Genomic DNA, 16768 nt, shown 5'->3' with positions numbered 1-16768 from the left:
TGTGCTTAACGAGTTATTGGCAGGCTCGTCCGGTAGACCGTTTCAATGGCCTTCGCCATCACATTCGCGCCGAAACGGGCGCGCAGTTCTTCAGGCGGCGGCATGAGGGCGTGAAAGGCGCGCTCGTTATCAAGGGCGCGCTGCATGGTCCCGGCAATGGCGCTGGCGTCGGGCTCGGTGAGGGCAGGGGACGCCTCTCCGAAGACCTCCGGAATGCCGCCCACGGCGGTGGCGATGAGCGTGCGCCCGGCGGCCAGCGCTTCCAGAACGATATAGGGCATGGCTTCGGCGCGTGATGGCACCACCATGATCCGCGCCAGCCCGAAGGCCTCGCGCGCGGGCATGGCCGGGAGAAAGCGAATGCGCTCCCCGAAGCCGAGCTCGTCGGCCTGACGCCTGTACCCTTCAAGACCGGCCCCGTCTCCGACCATGACGGCCGTAAGGTCGCGTCCGAGCAGGTCGCGGGTAAGCGCCAGTGCGTCGATGAAGAGATCCGGTCCCTTCAGGTCGCGCATCATGCCGATATAGAGAAAGTCCGCCGCATCCCCGACTGTCCGGACAGGCTCAAACTCGGCCGGCGTCAGTCCGTTGTAAACAAGCGAGAACGGTGCGCGGGGCTTCCCCACCTTCTGCTCGAAGGTGCGTTTTTCGTAGTCCGAAACGAACAGGATGTGATCGGTGAAGCGGTCCATCAGGCGCTCGATGGCGAAGAACACGCGCCCCGTCGCCGTCTCCGCCGCATAGTGCAGGCTACCGCCATGGGGCGAGTAGATGCGCGCGGGCCGCTGTCCCGCCATGCGCATCATCGTGCCGAACACACGCGCATAGACGCCGCCTTTTGCGCCATGGCCGTGAAGAACATCGGGCCGCATTTCGCGCACCACGTGATAGGCGCGCCGTGCAGCTGTCAGATCGCCGATCCCGATATGGCGCTGCATGGGCGTGCGGCGCACACCGAGAGAGAGGCTGGGCTCCAGCGCGGCGATCAGGCTTGCCTCATAGTCGCCGCCAGTGGTGGAATCGCAGATGATGCCGACATCATGCCCCGCCGCGCGCTGCGCGTCGCACAGGTCGCGCACATGGCGGAAGATGCCGCCGACCGGCGAACGAAAACAGTGAACGATGCGCAGCTTCCCACCACCAGCTTCAGCCGGCAGGGGCGTTTGCGGGGGAGATGCCTCAGAACAGGCGTTCACGGACATAGACGGTGTCACCGGGAAGCAGCGGGTCCGTGGTGACCACGCGACCGGTCAGAACCTTGCCATTGATGTCGCGGGTGATGTCCACATTGCCCTGATTGGCGCGCGGGCTGAAACCGCCGGCCGCCGCAACGGCCTTCTGTACGGTCATGCCCGGCACATAGGAATACTGACCCGGTGCGCCCACTTCGCCCATGATGAACACCGGGCGGTAGCGGTCGACCTCGACGGTCACGTCGGGATCGCGCAGATATCCTTGGCGGAGCATGCTGGCGATGGACTGCTCGACCTGTTTGGAGGTCTTGCCGCGCGCCGGCACCGATCCCACCAGCGGAAACGCGATGTAACCGGACTGGTCGACATTATAGGTGTTGCTGAGGTTGTCCTGGTCGAAGACGGTGATGCGCAGCGTGTCGCCTGCATCCAGCACATAGGGCTGATAGAGCGCTTCGTGAAACGCCGCCGGCGCCGGGCGATAGCCCGAACAGCCTGAAGCGACAACGAACGCTGCCAGCACTGGCAAGAATTTGGCTTTATTCTTCATGACGGACTGCAAACCTCTGGCGTCATCTTGACCCGCAAACACAGGTCCCATGGCCGTTTTATCCATCCATTAGGGTTAATGTCGGGTAAAGCGCGCTCTTATACCCTCATAGCGCGCATACCGTAACCGTCTAGCGGTGTGCGTGAAGCTTTAACCCGCTGGTTACTATGCGCGTTTACCTTGGCGCGGACCAATTTGGGAGCAGACCGCATGAACAGCGATCAGATCGCGCATGGTGACGTGGATGTCGACCTGGGCCGGCTTTTTGCCGCTGTCCGGCGCAAATGGCCGCGCATTCTGTTTGCTTCTCTCATTATTACGGGACTGGTGTTCGCGCTTGCCTATATGGCCACCCCGCAATACCGCGCGCAGACAAGGCTTCTGATCGAGACGCGCGAATCAATCTACACCCGTCCGCAGGGCGTGGGCGATGGCGACCGTCCGATTCTTGACGGGGAAGGGGTCACCAGCCAGGTCGAGCTGATCACCTCGACGGAAATCCTCGACACGGTGGCGCGCGATCTCAACCTTGCAAACCGCAAGGAGTTCTCCGGCAGCGGGGGCTCGCTTGTCTCGCGCATCCTCGTCATGGTCGGTCTCAAGAGCGCGCCGGTCGAGGGCACCGACGAAGAAAAGGTGCTGCGGGCTTTTCGTGAACGGCTGACGGTCTATCGCGTCGAGAATTCGCGCGTCATCGTGATCGAGTTCTCCTCGGAAGACCCGCAGCTTGCCGCAGAGGTGCCCAATGCGGTGGCCAACGCCTATGTCGCCATGCAGAGCGACGCCAAGCTTCAGTCCAACACCAGTGCGACCCAGTGGCTTGAGCCGGAAATCGAGGACCTGCGCGAGCGCGTGAAACAGGCCGAGGCGCGGGTCGCGGAATACCGCGCCCAGTCGGATCTCCTGCTTGGGCAGAACAACACCGTGCTGGCCACGCAGCAGCTTTCGGAACTCTCCAGCGAGCTTTCGCGCACCCGCGCCAACCGTTCGGCCGCAGCCGCGCAGGCGGCATCCGTGCGCAGCGCCCTTGAAAGCGGTGTGGCCGTCGAGAGCATGCCGGAGGTTCTGGCGTCGCCACTCATCCAGCGGCTGCGCGAGCGGCAGGTGGAATTGAACGCGCAGATCGCCGATCTGTCGACCACGCTTCTTGGAAACCATCCACGCATCCGCGCCCTGCGCTCGCAGTTAAGCGATCTCGATGTCCAGATCCGCAATGAGGCCACCAAGGTGCTCGCGGGGCTCGAAGCCGAGGCCGCCCGCGCGGAGCGCCGCGAGGAGGAGCTGCAGGCCGAACTCAACCGCCTCAAGGTCGCCTCGGCGCGCGCCGAAGAAGAGCAGGTGGAACTGCGCGCCCTGGAGCGCGAAGCCGCCGCACAGCGCGAATTGCTGGAATCCTATCTGACCCGCTACCGCGAGGCTGCCTCGCGCAGCGACCGCAATTATCTCCCCGCCGATGTGCGCATCTTCTCCCGCGCCATCACGCCGAGCGAGCCCTATTTCCCAAAAATCGTGCCGATCACGGCGGCGGCCTTTGTCGCTTCTCTGCTGATCATGGCCGTGATCACGCTTCTGCAGGAACTGTTCTCCGGGCGCGCCATGCGCCCGTCGGCTGTGGCGCCCGCGCCGCTTCCAGCGGCCGTTCCCATGCGGCGGGCCGAGCCTGCGCTTGATGCGGTTCCGGCCCCGGAACGGCCTTCGGAGCCGGTCCTGCCGACGCCCGAGGTCGCAGACCTTCCTTTTCCGAAGCCCGTATCGCGGACGGCCCGCTATGGCGGCATCGATGTGGAGCAGGCCTCCGAGCGGCTCGTCACCGGGGGTGTTACCCGGGCGCTGTTCATTTCGCCGGAAGGGGATGAGGCGGCTGCCGCTTCGGTTCTGGTCGCGCGGGATGTGGCTGATTCCGGCATGCGGGTCCTGCTGCTCGACCTCACTTCATCGGGTGCCGCATCGCTTCCCATGCTGGAAAGCGTTGCCTATGCCGGCATCACCAATCTTCTGGCGTCCGAGGCAAACTTTGCCGATGTGATCCACACGGACCTGTTCTCCGAGTGCCACATCATCCCCGTTGGCACGGCGGACCCGCAGCGCGCCATGCGCGCCGCCGACCGGCTGCCCATCATCATCGAATCGCTGTCGGCTGCCTATGATGTGGTCATCATCGAGTGCGGTCCTGTCGATGCGCAGGGGATTGGACGTCTCATGTCGTCCGATACGCAGGTTCTTGTCAGCATGATTGATCCGGAAGCCGGTGAACTGGCCGCAGAAACGGCCGAGGAACTGCGCGAGAGCGGCATCGCAACGCCCATCCTCGTTTCGCCGACTGGCGGTTCCAAACCGCCCGCACCGCCCGGACGCGACGCCGCCTGATCCTGTTCTTCCGCATTTGTGTGGCCATCGGGAGGCTCCACCTGACGGAAAAATACCCTAGCGTCTCAGCGCCGAAAGCCGTTTGCGAACGCCCTTGGCCATGGCCCAGAGGCGCGGGTCGTTGATGACGATGCGTTTTCCGCCCGCAATGGCGCTGCGTGTCAGGGCCATTGCCCGCCCTTTGACCGTCAGCGGAACAAAGCTGTCGAAATGTACGGTCTCCAGATCACACCACAGGCGCTTGTAATATTCGTCGCCGACGCTGAAGTCATAGACCTTCAGACCCTGTTCGCAGGCTTCCTGAATGTTCTCGAAAAACAGGAAACGCCCGGGGCTGATCTCCGTCAGCTCGTCGTCCGAGATCGAGCTGAATTCGCAGATGATGCGATCATCGGTGAGGCTGGAGCCGGTCACGGCGCGAAGCCTGCCGGCAACCTCCAGCCCGTGAAGCACGAATTTCGGATGTTCGCTTGCCGTTGCCTCGCCAAACAGCGTGTGAAACGCAGCCTGCACCGGCGCTGGCGCAAACACGTTCTGGATGCCCATCTGTGCAAAGCGCTCCGCCTTCATGGCGAAGAAGGCCTCCAGCATCGTATCCGCCTCATCCGGTGTTTTCGCCATGCGCCGTTCAAAGCCGCCGGCGGCTTCAAGCTTGCGCGCCTGCGAGCGGTGCTGCTTGCGTTTCCGCTTGCCGCTGGCGCGCAAAAGCGCCGCGTCGAATCCACCCTCCAGATCGACCGCAAGCGACAGATTGGGGCTTTCGCTGTGCGGCCAGAAAAGAAGTGGATTGGCCACGCCATCGCAGGCATGGAGCTGACGCTCCAGGCTCAGAAGATCGATGTCCGGCCTCTGGTCATGGATGTGGTTGAGGAGGTCCCGCAGCTGGGCAGAACCGATGCGGTCATCCGCCCGCCGGTCGGTCAGCGGAAAATTGCCATTGGCATGCCGGTCGCCGATGAAGCGCGCCACGCGAAAGCGCCCCTGCGCAGCCAGCTCCAGCGGAAGGCTCAGAAGATGGCCTTCACTGTCTGAAAGCCGAACGATCAGCGTCTCGTGAACACTGTGCCTGGCCCAGGCGGAAACCCATTCAGGGCTCTGCGCCGGCATGAAGCAGGAGGCAGCACTGTCCTCGCGATAGAGAGCCAGCGCCGCGCTATCGGCCGGGCGCAATTCGACTGTCAGCCCCGCAGCGGGGCTTGCCGTGGCGCTCGGTGTCCGTTCAGGCTGGTTGGAAACCGTCATCATCCATCGCGATCAAAAGGACCGCCGCACGGGCGGCTTTGATCCTGTGTAACCGCAAAAGGTGAAAGAAAGATCGACGGATCAGGCGTCGTTCTGCGGTCGCCCGATCATCCAGCGGATGATGAACATGGCGGGAATGATCCACAGAAGGCCGGTCAGGAAATAATAGGCAAGGTGCATCAGCGGACCGGCATCGGCCAGCTGCGCCACGGCGATTGCCGTCGACAGGATGGCGTAAACCACGACCAGCGCCACGAGGGCGACCATACCGATGAATTTTCGCAGGCGTACGGGCATTGGGAAGACCTTTCCGCCGCTTCATAGAGTGAGCCGCCCCGCGATGCAATCGCAGGCATTCACCTGCGCGACGGCTTGTCGCGTAATTGGCGCTGCGGCTTGCAACTTGCCGGGCTTTGGTTCACCTACAGACTTCTTCCGAAACGATGATGGCTGACGCTGTGGATATGACTGCTACCAGTGCTGCAACCGCGCAAGTTCCGCAGGAAACCCTGCTGCGCAATCGAAAATTCGTGCGCCTCTGGCTCTACTTTGTGCTGTTTACGCTGTTTGCGCTGGTGATCGTCGGCGGCGCGACGCGGCTGACCGAATCCGGCCTCTCCATCACCGAATGGAAACCGATCCACGGCGTGATCCCGCCGCTCAGCGAAGCCGAATGGCAGGAAGAGCTGGAGAAGTACCGGCAGATCCCCGAATACCAGCAGATCAACAAGGGCATGAGCCTTGGCGAGTTCAAGACCATCTTCTGGTGGGAATGGGCGCACCGGCTTCTGGCGCGTGGCGTCGGCTTCGTTTTTGCGCTGCCGCTGGCGTTCTTCTGGATGACCGGGCGGCTTGAAAGCGATTTGAAGCCCAAGCTTCTCGGCATTCTGGCGCTTGGCGGGCTTCAGGGCGCGGTCGGCTGGTGGATGGTCGCCTCCGGTCTTGTCGACCGTGTGGATGTGAGCCAGTACCGGCTGGCCACGCACCTCACCATCGCCTGCTTCATCTTCGCCGCCACCGCGCTGGTGGCGCGCGGGCTTGCGCCCCACTCGACGGGGCGGGCCGAGGAGGGCATTCGCCGCTTCGCCGGCTGGATGGTGGTCGCCGTCCTCTTCCAGATCTATCTGGGTGGTCTCGTGGCCGGTCTTCGCGCAGGCATGACCTACAACACCTGGCCGCTGATGGATGGGGCGCTGGTGCCGGGCGGCCTGTTCGCGCAGACGCCCGCCTGGCTCAATTTCTTCGAGAACCCCAAGATGGTGCAGTTCATTCACCGTCTCGGCGCTTATGTGCTTCTGGCGCTGGCGCTCTGGCAGATGGTGTTCGTGCTCCGCCGTGCGCCCTCCACACCGCATGCGCGCCGGGCGGTCCTGTTTGCCACTCTCGTTCTGGTGCAGGCGGCCATTGGCATCGTCACGCTGCTCATGGTCGTGCCCATCGACGTGGCGCTCACCCATCAGGGCGTGGCGCTGGTGGTTCTGTTCTTCGCCTGCGCCCACTGGCGCGCGACGAAGGGGCCTTATCCGCTGCCCGGCGCACCACGCCGCCAGCGTGACGAAGATGAGGTCTACGCGGCGATCTAGCCGCGCAGAGCGTTCCAAACAAAAACGCCCCAAAACAAAAAGGCGCGCCCCACGGGAACGCGCCTTTTTTATTGGGCGATGTCTGGAGGCTCAGAGCCCCTGAAGCATCAGATCCATGTTCTGCACGGCAGCGCCGGAAGCGCCCTTGCCGAGATTGTCATAGACGGCGACCAGCAGGGCCTGCGCGCGCGCATCGTTGACGAAGACATGCAGCGTCATGTCGTTGGTGTTGTTGTGGGTTTCCGGGTTCAGCTTTTCCGTGCGCTCGATCACGCCGTAAGGAGCGACCTTCACCACACCATCCTTGATGGCGCTGTAATGGTCGGCGAGCGCGGCATGCATCTCGGCGCCCGTCGGCACGCTGTCGAGGTGACCAAGCTGCAGGGGCAGGGCGGTCAGCATCCCTTGCGCGAAATCGCCGACAGCCGGCTGCATGAGCGGCGCGCCGGCAAGGCCTGCATAGGCCTGAAGCTCCGGCAGATGCTTGTGGTTGAGCGACAGCCCATAAGGCATGAACTCCGGCGCAGCGTCACCCTTCGCTTCGTAATCCTCGATCATGGTGCGGCCGCCGCCGGAATAGCCGGAAATGCCGTTCACCGTGATCGGCAGATCGGCTGGCAGCAGGCCGGCTTGGATCAGCGGGCGCAGGAAGGCGATGGGTCCCTGCGGCCAGCAACCGGGATTGGCGACACGCTTTGCCGTGCGGATCGCGTCGCCCTGCGCCTTGTCCATCTCGGCGAAGCCATAGGTCCAGCCTTCGGCCACGCGATGCGCGGTCGAGGCGTCGATCACGCGGGTGCTGTCGTTCTCGATCAGCGAGACGCTTTCGCGCGCGGCATCGTCGGGAAGGCACAGAATGGCGATGTCGGCAGCGTTGAGGAATTCGGCGCGGGCAGCCGGGTCCTTGCGCTTTTCTGGCGGAATGGAGATCACTTCGATGTCGCGGCGCTCGGCCAGCCGCGTCCTGATCTGCAGGCCGGTGGTGCCGTGTTCGCCATCGATGAAGATTTTCGCCGTCATGGTGTCAGTCCTGGAAAAGAGTCGGATTTCAACTGGTTATGCGCGCCGGCGGAATCAATCCGCAAAGCGCTTGAATCGCTGCTTCAGCTCTTATCGTCGCTTTCGCGCCGCGAGAAGGCCGAGATAGTGCATGGCGATGGTCGCGCCCGCGATGGCCGTTATGTCGGCATGGTCATAGGCAGGAGCGACCTCCACCACATCCGCGCCGACGATGTCGAGCGCGCCGAGCTGGCGCAGAACGGAAAGCATTCGGGCGCTGGATGGGCCGCCGGCCACCGGTGTTCCGGTGCCGGGCGCATAAGCGGGGTCGAGGCAGTCGATATCGAAAGTGACATAGGCAGGCCGGTCGCCGACGCGGGCCATGATGGCCTCGGCGATCTCGCCGGCCTTCATCTCTTCCACGTCATGGCCGTGGAGAATGGCGATGCCGCAATCCTCCGGCGCGTGGGTGCGAATGCCGACCTGAATGGACGCCGCCGGATCGATGACGCCGTCGCGCACCGCGCGGCCGACAAAGGAGCCGTGGTCGATGCGCTTGCCGTCATCATACCAGGTGTCCTGATGCGCATCGAACTGCACGAGGGCGAGGGGCCCGTGCTTTGCTGCATGCGCTTTCAAAAGCGGCCAGGTGACGAAGTGGTCGCCGCCAAGCGAAAGCAGAAACGCATCGGATTTGAGGATCTTTGCCGCTTCGCGCTCAATGGTCGCCGGCGTCTTCTGGTGATTGCCGTAATCCAGAAGGCAGTCACCATAATCGATGACGGCCAGCGCCTCGAACAGATCGGCGTCGAACGGATATTGCGGATCATTGTCGAAGATCGCCGAGGCGCGGCGGATCGCCTGCGGGCCGAAACGCGCGCCCGGCCGGTTGGAAACGGCGGCGTCGAAGGGGATGCCCCACACGACGGCGTCGGCGCCCTTCAGCGATTTGGTGAATTTGCGGCGCATGAAGGAGAGCGCTCCCGCATAGGTCGGGTCGCTGGCCGCGCCCGTCAGACCGCGGGCGGTGAAGGCATTGTCGATGGAATTCGACGGCATGGCGCTCCTCCTTCAGAGCATTTCGCAGTCAGGCCCACCCGCCTGACATCCGCACGAATGCGGTGAAACAATAAAGACAGAGCCCGGCTGCGACGCCATGAGGCGGTGAACCGCTCCATCGGCCCAATGGGTAGGGGGAAGGCAAAATCTGCGCAAGAAAAAAGCGGACCCGAAGGCCCGCTTTTCGTTCTTGGAAGTTCGTGAAGCTTAGCGCTTGGAGAACTGGAACGAACGACGAGCCTTTGCCCGGCCGTACTTCTTACGCTCAACCACGCGGCTGTCGCGGGTCAGGAAGCCACCCTTCTTGAGGACGCCACGCAGCTCCGGCTCGTAATGGGTCAGAGCCTTGGAGATGCCGTGACGAACTGCACCGGCCTGGCCGGACAGGCCGCCGCCAACGACAGTGGCGACGACGTCGTACTGGCCGTTGCGGTCGGCAGCAACGATCGGCTGCTGCAGGATCATCTGCAGAACCGGGCGTGCGAAGTAAGCCGCGAACTCTTTGCCGTTGACGGTGATCTTGCCGGAGCCCGGCTTGACCCACACGCGGGCAATTGCGTTCTTGCGCTTGCCGGTGGCGTAAGCGCGGCCATGTGCGTCCAGCTTCTGCACATGCACCGGAGCAGCTTCCTGCTCGGCGTTCTGCGCAGCGGTTGCCGCACCCAGCTCTTCGAGGGAGTTGATTTCGGCCATTACTGGGCCCTCACATTCTTCTTGCTCATGGCGGCGACGTCGAGCGTCTCCGGGTTCTGGGCGACATGCGGGTGCTCGGCGCCTGCATAGATGCGCAGGTTCTTCATCTGGCGACGGCCAAGCGGGCCACGCGGAACCATGCGCTCAACGGCCTTCTCAACCACGCGCTCGGGGAACCGGCCCTCGAGCAGCTGGCGCGCAGTGCGCTCCTTGATGCCGCCGGGGTGACCCGTGTGCCAGTAGTATTTCTTGTCGGTGTATTTCTTGCCGGTGAAGACCACCTTGTCGGCATTGATGACGATGACGTTGTCGCCGTCGTCCACATGCGGGGTGAAGGTGGGCTTGTGCTTGCCGCGGAGACGGTTTGCGACGATGGTGGCCAGACGACCGACGACGAGACCTTCGGCGTCAATCAGGATCCACTTCTTCGTCACTTCCGCAGGCTTCTGCGAAAAGGTTTTCATGGGTCTTTTCCGTTTTATTGGACCCGGCCCGAAGGCAGGGCGTTTCTTGTTGCTTGTGTTCGCGGCGATCTTATCCGGTTCGGATTCGGCCAGCGCAAACCAATGCAGCACCACATTCGAGGTGCAGCGATGGTTACCTATAGACGGACCGGGGGATCGTCAAGCGCAATGTTTCGAGTATTGCGATGAAAAAATCAATAAAAACAATGGTTTAAAAATATGGTATTATAATACCGCATGAATTGACGCCCGTTTGGCGCGCTTCAGCCGCGCAGAAGCCTATTTTGAGGGTGGAATGGAGTAGGTTCCGGTCGCGTGGGCAACCGTTTCGTCCGTGTCGCCTGCCACCAGCTCGGCCTCGAAGACCATCAGCCGCCGGCCCAGTTTCAGGATGCGGCAATGGCCGTCCACGACGCCTGCCCCGGCCTTGCGCATGAAGTTGATGTTCAGGTTGGTGGTGACGGCCAGCGCCTTGCGCCCGACATGGGAGAGCGCGCAGACATAGCCGCCGATATCGGCGAGGGCAAAGAGCGAGGGGCCGGCCACCGTGTCGCCGGGGCGCAGATGCTGAAAGCCTGCTTCCAGACGCACCGTACAGCCCCCCGGCCAGACTTCCAGCGCGCGATAATCGGGCGTCTCCCCGCTGCAGGCCTGGGGAAAGACATCGCGCAGATAGAGATTGACCTCTTCAGCGTCCATCACCGGCTGGAGCGCGCTGTCCGGCCTTGTGCCTTCCCGCTTCATATCCATGATCCTGACCTCCCGTTCGACGCCGGCTGGATCTGTCGCAAAAGGCCGGCTGCGAAGAGAATTGCCGGATTGCCGTTGCAACACAAGCGGCACTATGGTGACGGCGGTTCATGAACACGGAGGAAGACCATGGCCAATGCGGCGGCAGTGCAGGAGAGCGTCCAGGCGCCGGTTTCAGTCAGTGAGGCGGACGGCATTGTGCAGATCACGCTCGCGAGCCCGCCGGCCAATGCCCTCTCGATCGCCATGATGGAGGCGCTGAAGGGAGCGCTCGACCGCGCCCGCGACGATGATGCGGTCCGGGTCATCGTGCTGCGTTCCGAGGGCAAGGTGTTCTGCGCCGGTCATGATCTGAAGGAACTAACGGCCCACCGCGCCGATGCGGACCGGGGCAGGGCGTTCTTCGAAAAGACCATGCTCCTCTGCTCGGGCCTCATGCAGACCATCGTGCGTCATCCCAAGCCGGTGATCGCCGAGGTGAGCGGCATCGCCACCGCTGCCGGTTGCCAGCTTGCCGCCTCCTGCGATCTGGCGGTTGCGAGCGAGACGGCGCGCTTTGCCACGCCGGGCGTGAATATCGGCCTGTTCTGTTCCACGCCCATGGTCGCCCTGTCGCGCAATGTCTCGCGCAAGCACGCGATGGAGATGCTGTTGACGGGCGAGATGGTCGATGCCGGGCGCGCGCATGCCTTCGGTCTCGTCAACCGGGTCGTGCCGCAGGATGCGTTGAATCAAACCGTGATGAATTTCGCGCAAACCATTGCTTCCAAATCGCCTTTGACGCTGAAGATCGGCAAGGAGGCGTTCTATGCACAGGCCGAGATGGAGCTGTCACAGGCCTATGATTACACGGTGCGGGTCATGGTCGAGAACATGCTCGCCCGTGATGCCGAAGAGGGCATCGGCGCGTTCATCGAAAAACGCGCTCCCGAGTGGAAAGGGAAGTAGGCATGGAACCGCGCATCTCGCTGATCACGCTTGGCGTAGACGATCTGGAGCGCGCGGTGGCGTTTTACGAGGCCATGGGGCTTGAGCGTAATCGCAAGATGACGGGTGGTGTCGCCTTCTTCCAGATGGGCGGGATGATCCTGGCGCTCTGGCCGCGCGAGGAGCTTGTGGCCGATGTCGGCGAAGAGAATTATCGCGCAGCCCATGAGGCGGCGGCCGGGCATTCAGGTGTGGCGCTCGCCTACAACACGCGCAGCGAGGACGATGTGATCGTCGTGCTCAACCGCGCCGCCAAAGCGGGTGGCCGGATCGTGAAACCTGCCGCTCATGCCTCATGGGGCGGGTTTCAGGGGTATTTTGCCGACACAGAGGGGAACCTCTGGGAGGTTGCGTTCAATCCGGATTTTCCGATCAGCGACGACGGCGCGATCTCGCTGCCGGATTGAGCGATCTACGGGGGCGACAAACGCGCCGCCTCCGCAAATGCCTGGCGTGAAGCAGGCGATCTAGTCGTCGCTCCAGCACACATGGGCAGGGCACGCATCGGTATCGAGCGCCGGTAAAAGCCGCACTTTGAGTGTTTCATAATGCGCAGGGCATTCGCTCTGATCCGCGACAAACCGGTCGTAGCGCCGGGGAGCCTGTGCGGTGCTCGACGGATAACGCAGGATGACCGCCCCGTTTTCGCTGATGGAATCCTGAAGCTCCCTGCAGGTCTGACCACCTGCCTGAGCGCTGCTGTTGGGGTAAAGGAGGACGCAGGCAACGGCTAACATCAATGACTTACGCATAGCTTCCCTTTCTGAAATTTTTGACTTTCAAACACGCTTTTCGCCGGCCAGAAATGCTGGTGGCTTCAGGGGCGCGCCGGGACGTTATGCAGCAGGAAAATTGCCGGTAAAAGCGGCTATAAAGTTAAATAAATCAATGATTTTTGAGATGTTCTTTTATAGCAATATAACGCCGGACGGTTCTCATGGAGACCGCATCCGGAGCATCTTTCTGTGGGCCGTTCCCGTCAGTTCCGGAATATCCACCGGCGGTCGAAAAGCCGCTCCCGCATCTCCGCCTTGCAGCGCAGAACCGGGCAGGATTCGCGGTCTGCGGTGGGGATGTAATCGCGCACGGCGATGTGCGCCACCGGGCAGAAATTCTCATTCGCCACATAGCGGTCATAGCGCGGCAGGCTCGGATTGTTGCGCGACTGGTAGCGCATGATCGCAGCACCCTCCGCATTGATCCTGGCTTGCGCCTCGGCACAGCTCATGGCAGTTGACGTGTAGCGGGATATGGCTCCGGCAGGGCTGGCCAGAACGACCATTCCAAGGGTCAGGGCGATGTATCTCAACATGATCGGTCACTTTGCTTTGAGCAGGCTGCAACGGGTGCAGCGGATAACGAATATCATATCATAGCCTGCGGCTTTGCCGAGATTGAGGCGGCATTCGCAGGGTTCGGGAGCGACGATGAACCACGACAGTTACGACGACGCCTATATTTCCGGCATTCTGAACACGGTGAAGAGCGTCGCCATTGTGGGTGCTTCGGCCAATGAGGTCAGGCCCAGCTTCTTTGTCACGAAGTATCTGATCGACAAGGGATACACGGTGTTTCCCGTCAATCCCGGTCAGGCCGGCAAGGAGATCGCCGGTCGTCCCGTCGCCGCAACGCTTGCCGATCTCGCCGAGCCCGTCGACATGGTCGATGTCTTCCGCCCATCCTCCGCCATTCCGGGCCTGACGGAAGAGATCCTCGCCATGGAGACGCTCCCCAAAGTGGTCTGGATGCAGCTAACTGTGCGTGACGATGCGTCTGCAAAACGGCTTGAGGAGAAGGGCATTCAGGTCGTGATGGATCGCTGCCCGAAGATCGAATATGCGCGGCTTTCACGCGAAATCGGCTGGAACGGCGTCAACAGCCGCGTGATTTCGTCGAAAAAGCCGATCATGCGCAAAGGTTTCCAGAGCTTCGGCATTCGCCAGCGCTGATTTTTCAGTGCAGCCGGTCGGCGGGGCATAAATCTCCTTTGCCTGCGACCAAGGGCTCTGTATTGATGCCCGCAACCCTGATTTTTGACATGGAGGGATTTTGACATGGAGGGATTGTCATATGAGTGAGCGTACTCCCGGTTTCGACACGCTGGCGGTGCATGCAGGGGCCCAGCCCGATCCGGCGACAGGCGCACGCGCCACGCCGATCTACCAGACCACCTCCTATGTCTTCGACGATGCGGACCATGCCGCTTCGCTGTTCGGCCTCAAGGCCTTCGGCAACATCTACACCCGCATCATGAATCCCACCCAGGCCGTGCTCGAAGAGCGCGTTGCAGCCCTTGAGGGCGGCACGGCTGCGCTGGCCACGGCTTCCGGCCATGCGGCTCAGTTGCTCACCTTCCACAATCTCATGCGGCCGGGTGCGAATTTCATCGCAGCCAAAAGGCTTTACGGCGGTTCCATCAATCAGTTCGGCCATGCCTTCAAGAATTTCGACTGGCATGTCCGCTGGGCCGATCCGGAGAATTTCGACAGTTTCGAAAGCCAGATCGATGACGACACGCAGGCGATCTTCGTCGAGAGCCTGGCCAATCCGGGCGGCACTTTCGTGGATCTGGAAAAGATTGGCGACATTGCGCGCCGTCACGGCCTGCCGCTGATCGTCGACAACACGATGGCGTCGCCCTACCTGCTGCGTCCCATCGAGCATGGCGCGGATATCGTGCTGCACTCGCTCACCAAGTTTATGGGCGGCCACGGCAATTCCGTAGGCGGCGCGCTGGTCGATGGCGGCACGTTCGACTGGTCGAAGTCCGGCAAGTATCCGATGCTTTCCGAGCCGCGCCCTGAATATGGCGGCATGGTTCTGCACGAGACCTTCGGCAATTTCGCCTTCGCGATCGCAGCCCGTGTTCTGGGCCTGCGCGATTTCGGTCCGGCGATCTCGCCCTTCAACGCCTTCCAGATCCTCACCGGCATCGAGACGCTGGCGCTTCGCATGCAGCGCCACAGCGACAATGCGCTGAAGGTGGCCGAATGGCTCAAGGGGCACGACAAGGTGTCGTGGGTTTCCTATCCGGGCCTGCCGGAAGATCCCAACCACGCGCTTATGAAGAAGTATTCGCCCAAGGGCGCTGGCGCTGTCTTCACCTTCGGCCTGAAAGACGGGTTCGATGCGGGCGTGAAGGTGGTGGAGAGCGTCGAGCTCTTCTCGCATCTGGCCAATATCGGTGACACCAAGTCGCTGATCATTCATCCGGCTTCCACCACCCACCGCCAGCTCTCCGACGAGCAGAAGGCGGCGGCTGGCGCCGGCGTCGATGTGATCCGCCTGTCCATCGGCATTGAGGACGTGGCAGACATCATCGCCGATCTGGAGCAGGCGCTCGCCAAAATCTGATCGAAGCGACTGATCGCGAATGCAATAACGGCGCGGGCTGAAAGGCCCGCGCCGTTTCTTATTGCAGGGAGGTGGGGGCGCTAGGAGGCGTCCCAGACGCAGTCCAGCCGCTCCAGCCCGTGAAAATGGTAGGTGTCGCCATAGGCCGGCGGCGTCTTCAGGGCGAGCGAGGGCAGGCGCTCGAACAAAACCTTTAGCCCCACCTGCATTTCCAGCCGCGCCAATGGCGCGCCGATGCAGAAATGAATGCCCGCGCCGAACGACACATTCTTCTGGTCGGGGCGTCCGGGGCGGAAACTGCGCGGCTCCTCGAAAGCCGTCAGGTCGTTGTTGGCTGCGCCCAGAAGCAGGCCGACCGTCTCGCCGGGCTTCAGGGTCAGGCCCGGAGCGACCTCCACCGTCTCATAGGCATAGCGGGTGAACATGTGCAGCGGCGGATCGTAGCGCAGGCATTCCTCCACCGTTGCCGCCGCATCCGCGTCGGAGCCGAAGAAGCGTCGCGGATCGCCGCCCTGCGCCAGCAGGGTCGATACGGCGTTGCCCAGCTGGTGCACGGTTGCCTCATGCCCTGCGTTCAAAAGAAGAATGGCCGAAGAGACAAGCTCATCCTCGCTCAGCCGTTCGCCATCTTCCTGCGCGGCGATGAGCAGGCTCAGCAGATCATCGCCCGGTGTGGCGCTGCGCTTTCTGGCGTAGTCGCGGATGAAGGCGGCGAAATCGCGCGCGGCCTCATCGGCGCTGCGCTGCGTCTCTTCGTCAGAGCCGTGCATATACATGGCGACCATGCGATGCGACCATTCCACGAGCTGCGGCCCCATATCCGTGGGCACGCCCAGCATCTCCGTGATGATCACCAGCGGAATGGGCGTTGCATAGGCTTCAAGCAGCTCCGCTTCGCCGGTCTGCTCAAAACCGTCGATCAGCGTGTGGCAGAGCGTCTCGACGCGGGGGCGCAGCCGCTCGACCTGGCGTGAGACGAAGGCGCGGTTGACGAGCTTCCTGAGCCGCGTGTGCACGGGCGGCTCGATCTCAAGCATCGAGTTGGCCTCGATGGCGTCGAAATGCTTCAGATGCGTGCGCGTGGCCGGATCGGGCTTCTGGTCGGCGGGTTGCTCGCGTCCAAGGCGCCGGTCGCGCAGGGCGCGGTTGACGCTTTCATAGTCGGTCAGGCACCAGAAGCCGAAGTCGTCCCAGAAGAACGCGGGCGCATGGGCGTGCAGATACGCATAGGCAGGGTAGGGATCCTGAACGAAGTCCGGATCGTGCGGATCGAGCCGAACGGCTTTGCGGTCATGATCGTAGAGGAGGTGGGCTGGTCGTTGGGGCATGATGGTGCGGTCCGGCTTGATGGGCGCCTCAAGGGGGCCCCGATGGGTACATTGCGTCGCGCGCAGGGCGCGGTATGGGGCTGTCAGAACCGGCGAATCGGACGCCGGCGATCATCAAGATAAAGGCTTGCTCTTGCGTCGGGGGAATGGGGCATCATATCTATCCCGTTGAACCAAACGATTCTGCCGCTTTTGCGTG

At 62.6% G+C, this 16768-nt stretch carries 18 protein-coding genes; 6 read left to right on the top strand and 12 right to left on the bottom strand.

Features of this window, described 5'->3' with window-relative positions:
- Positions 1-5: 5 nt before the first annotated feature.
- The gene (locus ACRTG1_RS16585) at positions 6-1202 is read right to left on the bottom strand and encodes a glycosyltransferase family 4 protein (protein ID WP_432516612.1); all 1197 of its coding nucleotides are present in this window, start codon (positions 1200-1202) and stop codon (positions 6-8) included.
- Entirely contained in the window at positions 1180-1743 is a 564-nt protein-coding gene (locus tag ACRTG1_RS16580; protein ID WP_432516611.1) for a polysaccharide biosynthesis/export family protein, read from the bottom strand. The genes ACRTG1_RS16585 and ACRTG1_RS16580 overlap by 23 nt, the downstream gene beginning before the upstream one ends.
- 210 nt (positions 1744-1953) lie before the next feature.
- On the opposite strand from ACRTG1_RS16580, the gene ACRTG1_RS16575 reads away from it, so the two are divergent.
- Entirely contained in the window at positions 1954-4110 is a 2157-nt protein-coding gene (locus ACRTG1_RS16575; protein ID WP_432516610.1) for a GumC family protein, read from the top strand.
- Between the two features lie 57 nt (positions 4111-4167).
- On the opposite strand, the gene ACRTG1_RS16570 is transcribed toward ACRTG1_RS16575, so the two are convergent.
- Both ACRTG1_RS16570 and ACRTG1_RS16565 read right to left on the bottom strand, forming a co-directional pair.
- Positions 4168-5355, bottom strand: coding sequence for a GNAT family N-acetyltransferase (locus tag ACRTG1_RS16570; protein ID WP_432516609.1), 1188 nt, complete (start codon positions 5353-5355; stop codon positions 4168-4170).
- A 78-nt stretch (positions 5356-5433) separates the two neighbouring features.
- Positions 5434-5649: a DUF2842 domain-containing protein gene (locus ACRTG1_RS16565; RefSeq protein ID WP_113154922.1), complete on the bottom strand. Its 216-nt coding sequence runs from the start codon at positions 5647-5649 to the stop codon at positions 5434-5436.
- A gap of 167 nt (positions 5650-5816) precedes the next feature.
- On the opposite strand from ACRTG1_RS16565, the gene ACRTG1_RS16560 reads away from it, so the two are divergent.
- Positions 5817-6935, top strand: coding sequence for a COX15/CtaA family protein (locus ACRTG1_RS16560; protein WP_432516608.1), 1119 nt, complete (start codon positions 5817-5819; stop codon positions 6933-6935).
- A gap of 90 nt (positions 6936-7025) precedes the next feature.
- Here ACRTG1_RS16560 and argC read toward each other — a convergent pair whose 3' ends face one another.
- From argC to ACRTG1_RS16535, 5 genes are all read right to left on the bottom strand, one after another.
- Positions 7026-7955 carry an N-acetyl-gamma-glutamyl-phosphate reductase gene (gene argC / locus ACRTG1_RS16555; RefSeq protein WP_432516607.1) on the bottom strand — a complete coding sequence of 310 codons (930 nt, stop codon included), beginning with the start codon at positions 7953-7955 and terminating at the stop codon, positions 7026-7028.
- A gap of 90 nt (positions 7956-8045) precedes the next feature.
- Positions 8046-8993 (bottom strand): agmatinase, encoded by a 948-nt coding sequence (speB, locus tag ACRTG1_RS16550; RefSeq protein WP_206549070.1) that lies wholly within the window; start codon positions 8991-8993, stop codon positions 8046-8048.
- Positions 8994-9200: 207 nt separating this feature from the next.
- Positions 9201-9686: a 30S ribosomal protein S9 gene (gene rpsI, locus ACRTG1_RS16545; RefSeq protein WP_113154925.1), complete on the bottom strand. Its 486-nt coding sequence runs from the start codon at positions 9684-9686 to the stop codon at positions 9201-9203.
- Positions 9686-10150, bottom strand: coding sequence for a 50S ribosomal protein L13 (rplM, locus tag ACRTG1_RS16540; RefSeq protein ID WP_113154926.1), 465 nt, complete (start codon positions 10148-10150; stop codon positions 9686-9688). The genes rpsI and rplM overlap by 1 nt, the downstream gene beginning before the upstream one ends.
- 279 nt (positions 10151-10429) lie before the next feature.
- The gene (locus tag ACRTG1_RS16535) at positions 10430-10900 is read right to left on the bottom strand and encodes a PaaI family thioesterase (RefSeq protein WP_432516604.1); all 471 of its coding nucleotides are present in this window, start codon (positions 10898-10900) and stop codon (positions 10430-10432) included.
- 129 nt (positions 10901-11029) lie between these two features.
- Between ACRTG1_RS16535 and ACRTG1_RS16530 the strand changes: the two genes are divergently transcribed.
- Both ACRTG1_RS16530 and ACRTG1_RS16525 read left to right on the top strand, forming a co-directional pair.
- Positions 11030-11848 (top strand): enoyl-CoA hydratase, encoded by an 819-nt coding sequence (locus tag ACRTG1_RS16530; RefSeq protein ID WP_432516603.1) that lies wholly within the window; start codon positions 11030-11032, stop codon positions 11846-11848.
- A gap of 2 nt (positions 11849-11850) precedes the next feature.
- Positions 11851-12294: a VOC family protein gene (locus ACRTG1_RS16525; RefSeq protein WP_206546686.1), complete on the top strand. Its 444-nt coding sequence runs from the start codon at positions 11851-11853 to the stop codon at positions 12292-12294.
- 60 nt (positions 12295-12354) lie between these two features.
- On the opposite strand, the gene ACRTG1_RS16520 is transcribed toward ACRTG1_RS16525, so the two are convergent.
- Together ACRTG1_RS16520 and ACRTG1_RS16515 are read right to left on the bottom strand one after the other, a co-directional pair.
- Positions 12355-12639: a hypothetical protein gene (locus ACRTG1_RS16520; RefSeq protein ID WP_113154929.1), complete on the bottom strand. Its 285-nt coding sequence runs from the start codon at positions 12637-12639 to the stop codon at positions 12355-12357.
- A 227-nt stretch (positions 12640-12866) separates the two neighbouring features.
- Positions 12867-13199 (bottom strand): hypothetical protein, encoded by a 333-nt coding sequence (locus tag ACRTG1_RS16515; RefSeq protein WP_113154930.1) that lies wholly within the window; start codon positions 13197-13199, stop codon positions 12867-12869.
- Between the two features lie 115 nt (positions 13200-13314).
- On the opposite strand from ACRTG1_RS16515, the gene ACRTG1_RS16510 reads away from it, so the two are divergent.
- The gene (locus ACRTG1_RS16510) at positions 13315-13836 is read left to right on the top strand and encodes a CoA-binding protein (protein WP_206554516.1); all 522 of its coding nucleotides are present in this window, start codon (positions 13315-13317) and stop codon (positions 13834-13836) included.
- A gap of 121 nt (positions 13837-13957) precedes the next feature.
- Positions 13958-15241, top strand: a complete 1284-nt coding sequence (locus ACRTG1_RS16505; RefSeq protein WP_113154932.1) for an O-acetylhomoserine aminocarboxypropyltransferase — start codon at positions 13958-13960, stop codon at positions 15239-15241.
- Between the two features lie 80 nt (positions 15242-15321).
- On the opposite strand, the gene ACRTG1_RS16500 is transcribed toward ACRTG1_RS16505, so the two are convergent.
- Positions 15322-16569 carry a cytochrome P450 gene (locus ACRTG1_RS16500; protein ID WP_432516600.1) on the bottom strand — a complete coding sequence of 416 codons (1248 nt, stop codon included), beginning with the start codon at positions 16567-16569 and terminating at the stop codon, positions 15322-15324.
- Positions 16570-16768: the final 199 nt, after the last annotated feature.

The sequence above is a fragment of the Nitratireductor sp. PBL-C9 genome (assembly GCF_050877045.1).
Taxonomy (GTDB): Bacteria; Pseudomonadota; Alphaproteobacteria; order Rhizobiales; family Rhizobiaceae; genus Nitratireductor; species Nitratireductor aquimarinus.
This window is presented reverse-complemented; position numbering and strand designations above follow the sequence as displayed.

What these genes read in the sequence shown, in the direction of transcription:
- argC (WP_432516607.1), bottom strand. Translation starts at nt 7,955, where the DNA reads ATGACGGCGAAAATCTTCATCGATGGCGAACACGGCACCACCGGCCTG.
- ACRTG1_RS16585 (WP_432516612.1), bottom strand. Translation starts at nt 1,202, where the DNA reads ATGTCCGTGAACGCCTGTTCTGAGGCATCTCCCCCGCAAACGCCCCTG.
- ACRTG1_RS16575 (WP_432516610.1), top strand. Translation starts at nt 1,954, where the DNA reads ATGAACAGCGATCAGATCGCGCATGGTGACGTGGATGTCGACCTGGGC.
- rplM (WP_113154926.1), bottom strand. Translation starts at nt 10,150, where the DNA reads ATGAAAACCTTTTCGCAGAAGCCTGCGGAAGTGACGAAGAAGTGGATC.
- ACRTG1_RS16500 (WP_432516600.1), bottom strand. Translation starts at nt 16,569, where the DNA reads ATGCCCCAACGACCAGCCCACCTCCTCTACGATCATGACCGCAAAGCC.
- rpsI (WP_113154925.1), bottom strand. Translation starts at nt 9,686, where the DNA reads ATGGCCGAAATCAACTCCCTCGAAGAGCTGGGTGCGGCAACCGCTGCG.
- ACRTG1_RS16510 (WP_206554516.1), top strand. Translation starts at nt 13,315, where the DNA reads ATGAACCACGACAGTTACGACGACGCCTATATTTCCGGCATTCTGAAC.
- ACRTG1_RS16535 (WP_432516604.1), bottom strand. Translation starts at nt 10,900, where the DNA reads ATGGATATGAAGCGGGAAGGCACAAGGCCGGACAGCGCGCTCCAGCCG.
- ACRTG1_RS16530 (WP_432516603.1), top strand. Translation starts at nt 11,030, where the DNA reads ATGGCCAATGCGGCGGCAGTGCAGGAGAGCGTCCAGGCGCCGGTTTCA.
- ACRTG1_RS16580 (WP_432516611.1), bottom strand. Translation starts at nt 1,743, where the DNA reads ATGAAGAATAAAGCCAAATTCTTGCCAGTGCTGGCAGCGTTCGTTGTC.
- ACRTG1_RS16565 (WP_113154922.1), bottom strand. Translation starts at nt 5,649, where the DNA reads ATGCCCGTACGCCTGCGAAAATTCATCGGTATGGTCGCCCTCGTGGCG.
- ACRTG1_RS16515 (WP_113154930.1), bottom strand. Translation starts at nt 13,199, where the DNA reads ATGTTGAGATACATCGCCCTGACCCTTGGAATGGTCGTTCTGGCCAGC.
- ACRTG1_RS16520 (WP_113154929.1), bottom strand. Translation starts at nt 12,639, where the DNA reads ATGCGTAAGTCATTGATGTTAGCCGTTGCCTGCGTCCTCCTTTACCCC.
- speB (WP_206549070.1), bottom strand. Translation starts at nt 8,993, where the DNA reads ATGCCGTCGAATTCCATCGACAATGCCTTCACCGCCCGCGGTCTGACG.
- ACRTG1_RS16570 (WP_432516609.1), bottom strand. Translation starts at nt 5,355, where the DNA reads ATGATGACGGTTTCCAACCAGCCTGAACGGACACCGAGCGCCACGGCA.
- ACRTG1_RS16505 (WP_113154932.1), top strand. Translation starts at nt 13,958, where the DNA reads ATGAGTGAGCGTACTCCCGGTTTCGACACGCTGGCGGTGCATGCAGGG.
- ACRTG1_RS16560 (WP_432516608.1), top strand. Translation starts at nt 5,817, where the DNA reads ATGACTGCTACCAGTGCTGCAACCGCGCAAGTTCCGCAGGAAACCCTG.
- ACRTG1_RS16525 (WP_206546686.1), top strand. Translation starts at nt 11,851, where the DNA reads ATGGAACCGCGCATCTCGCTGATCACGCTTGGCGTAGACGATCTGGAG.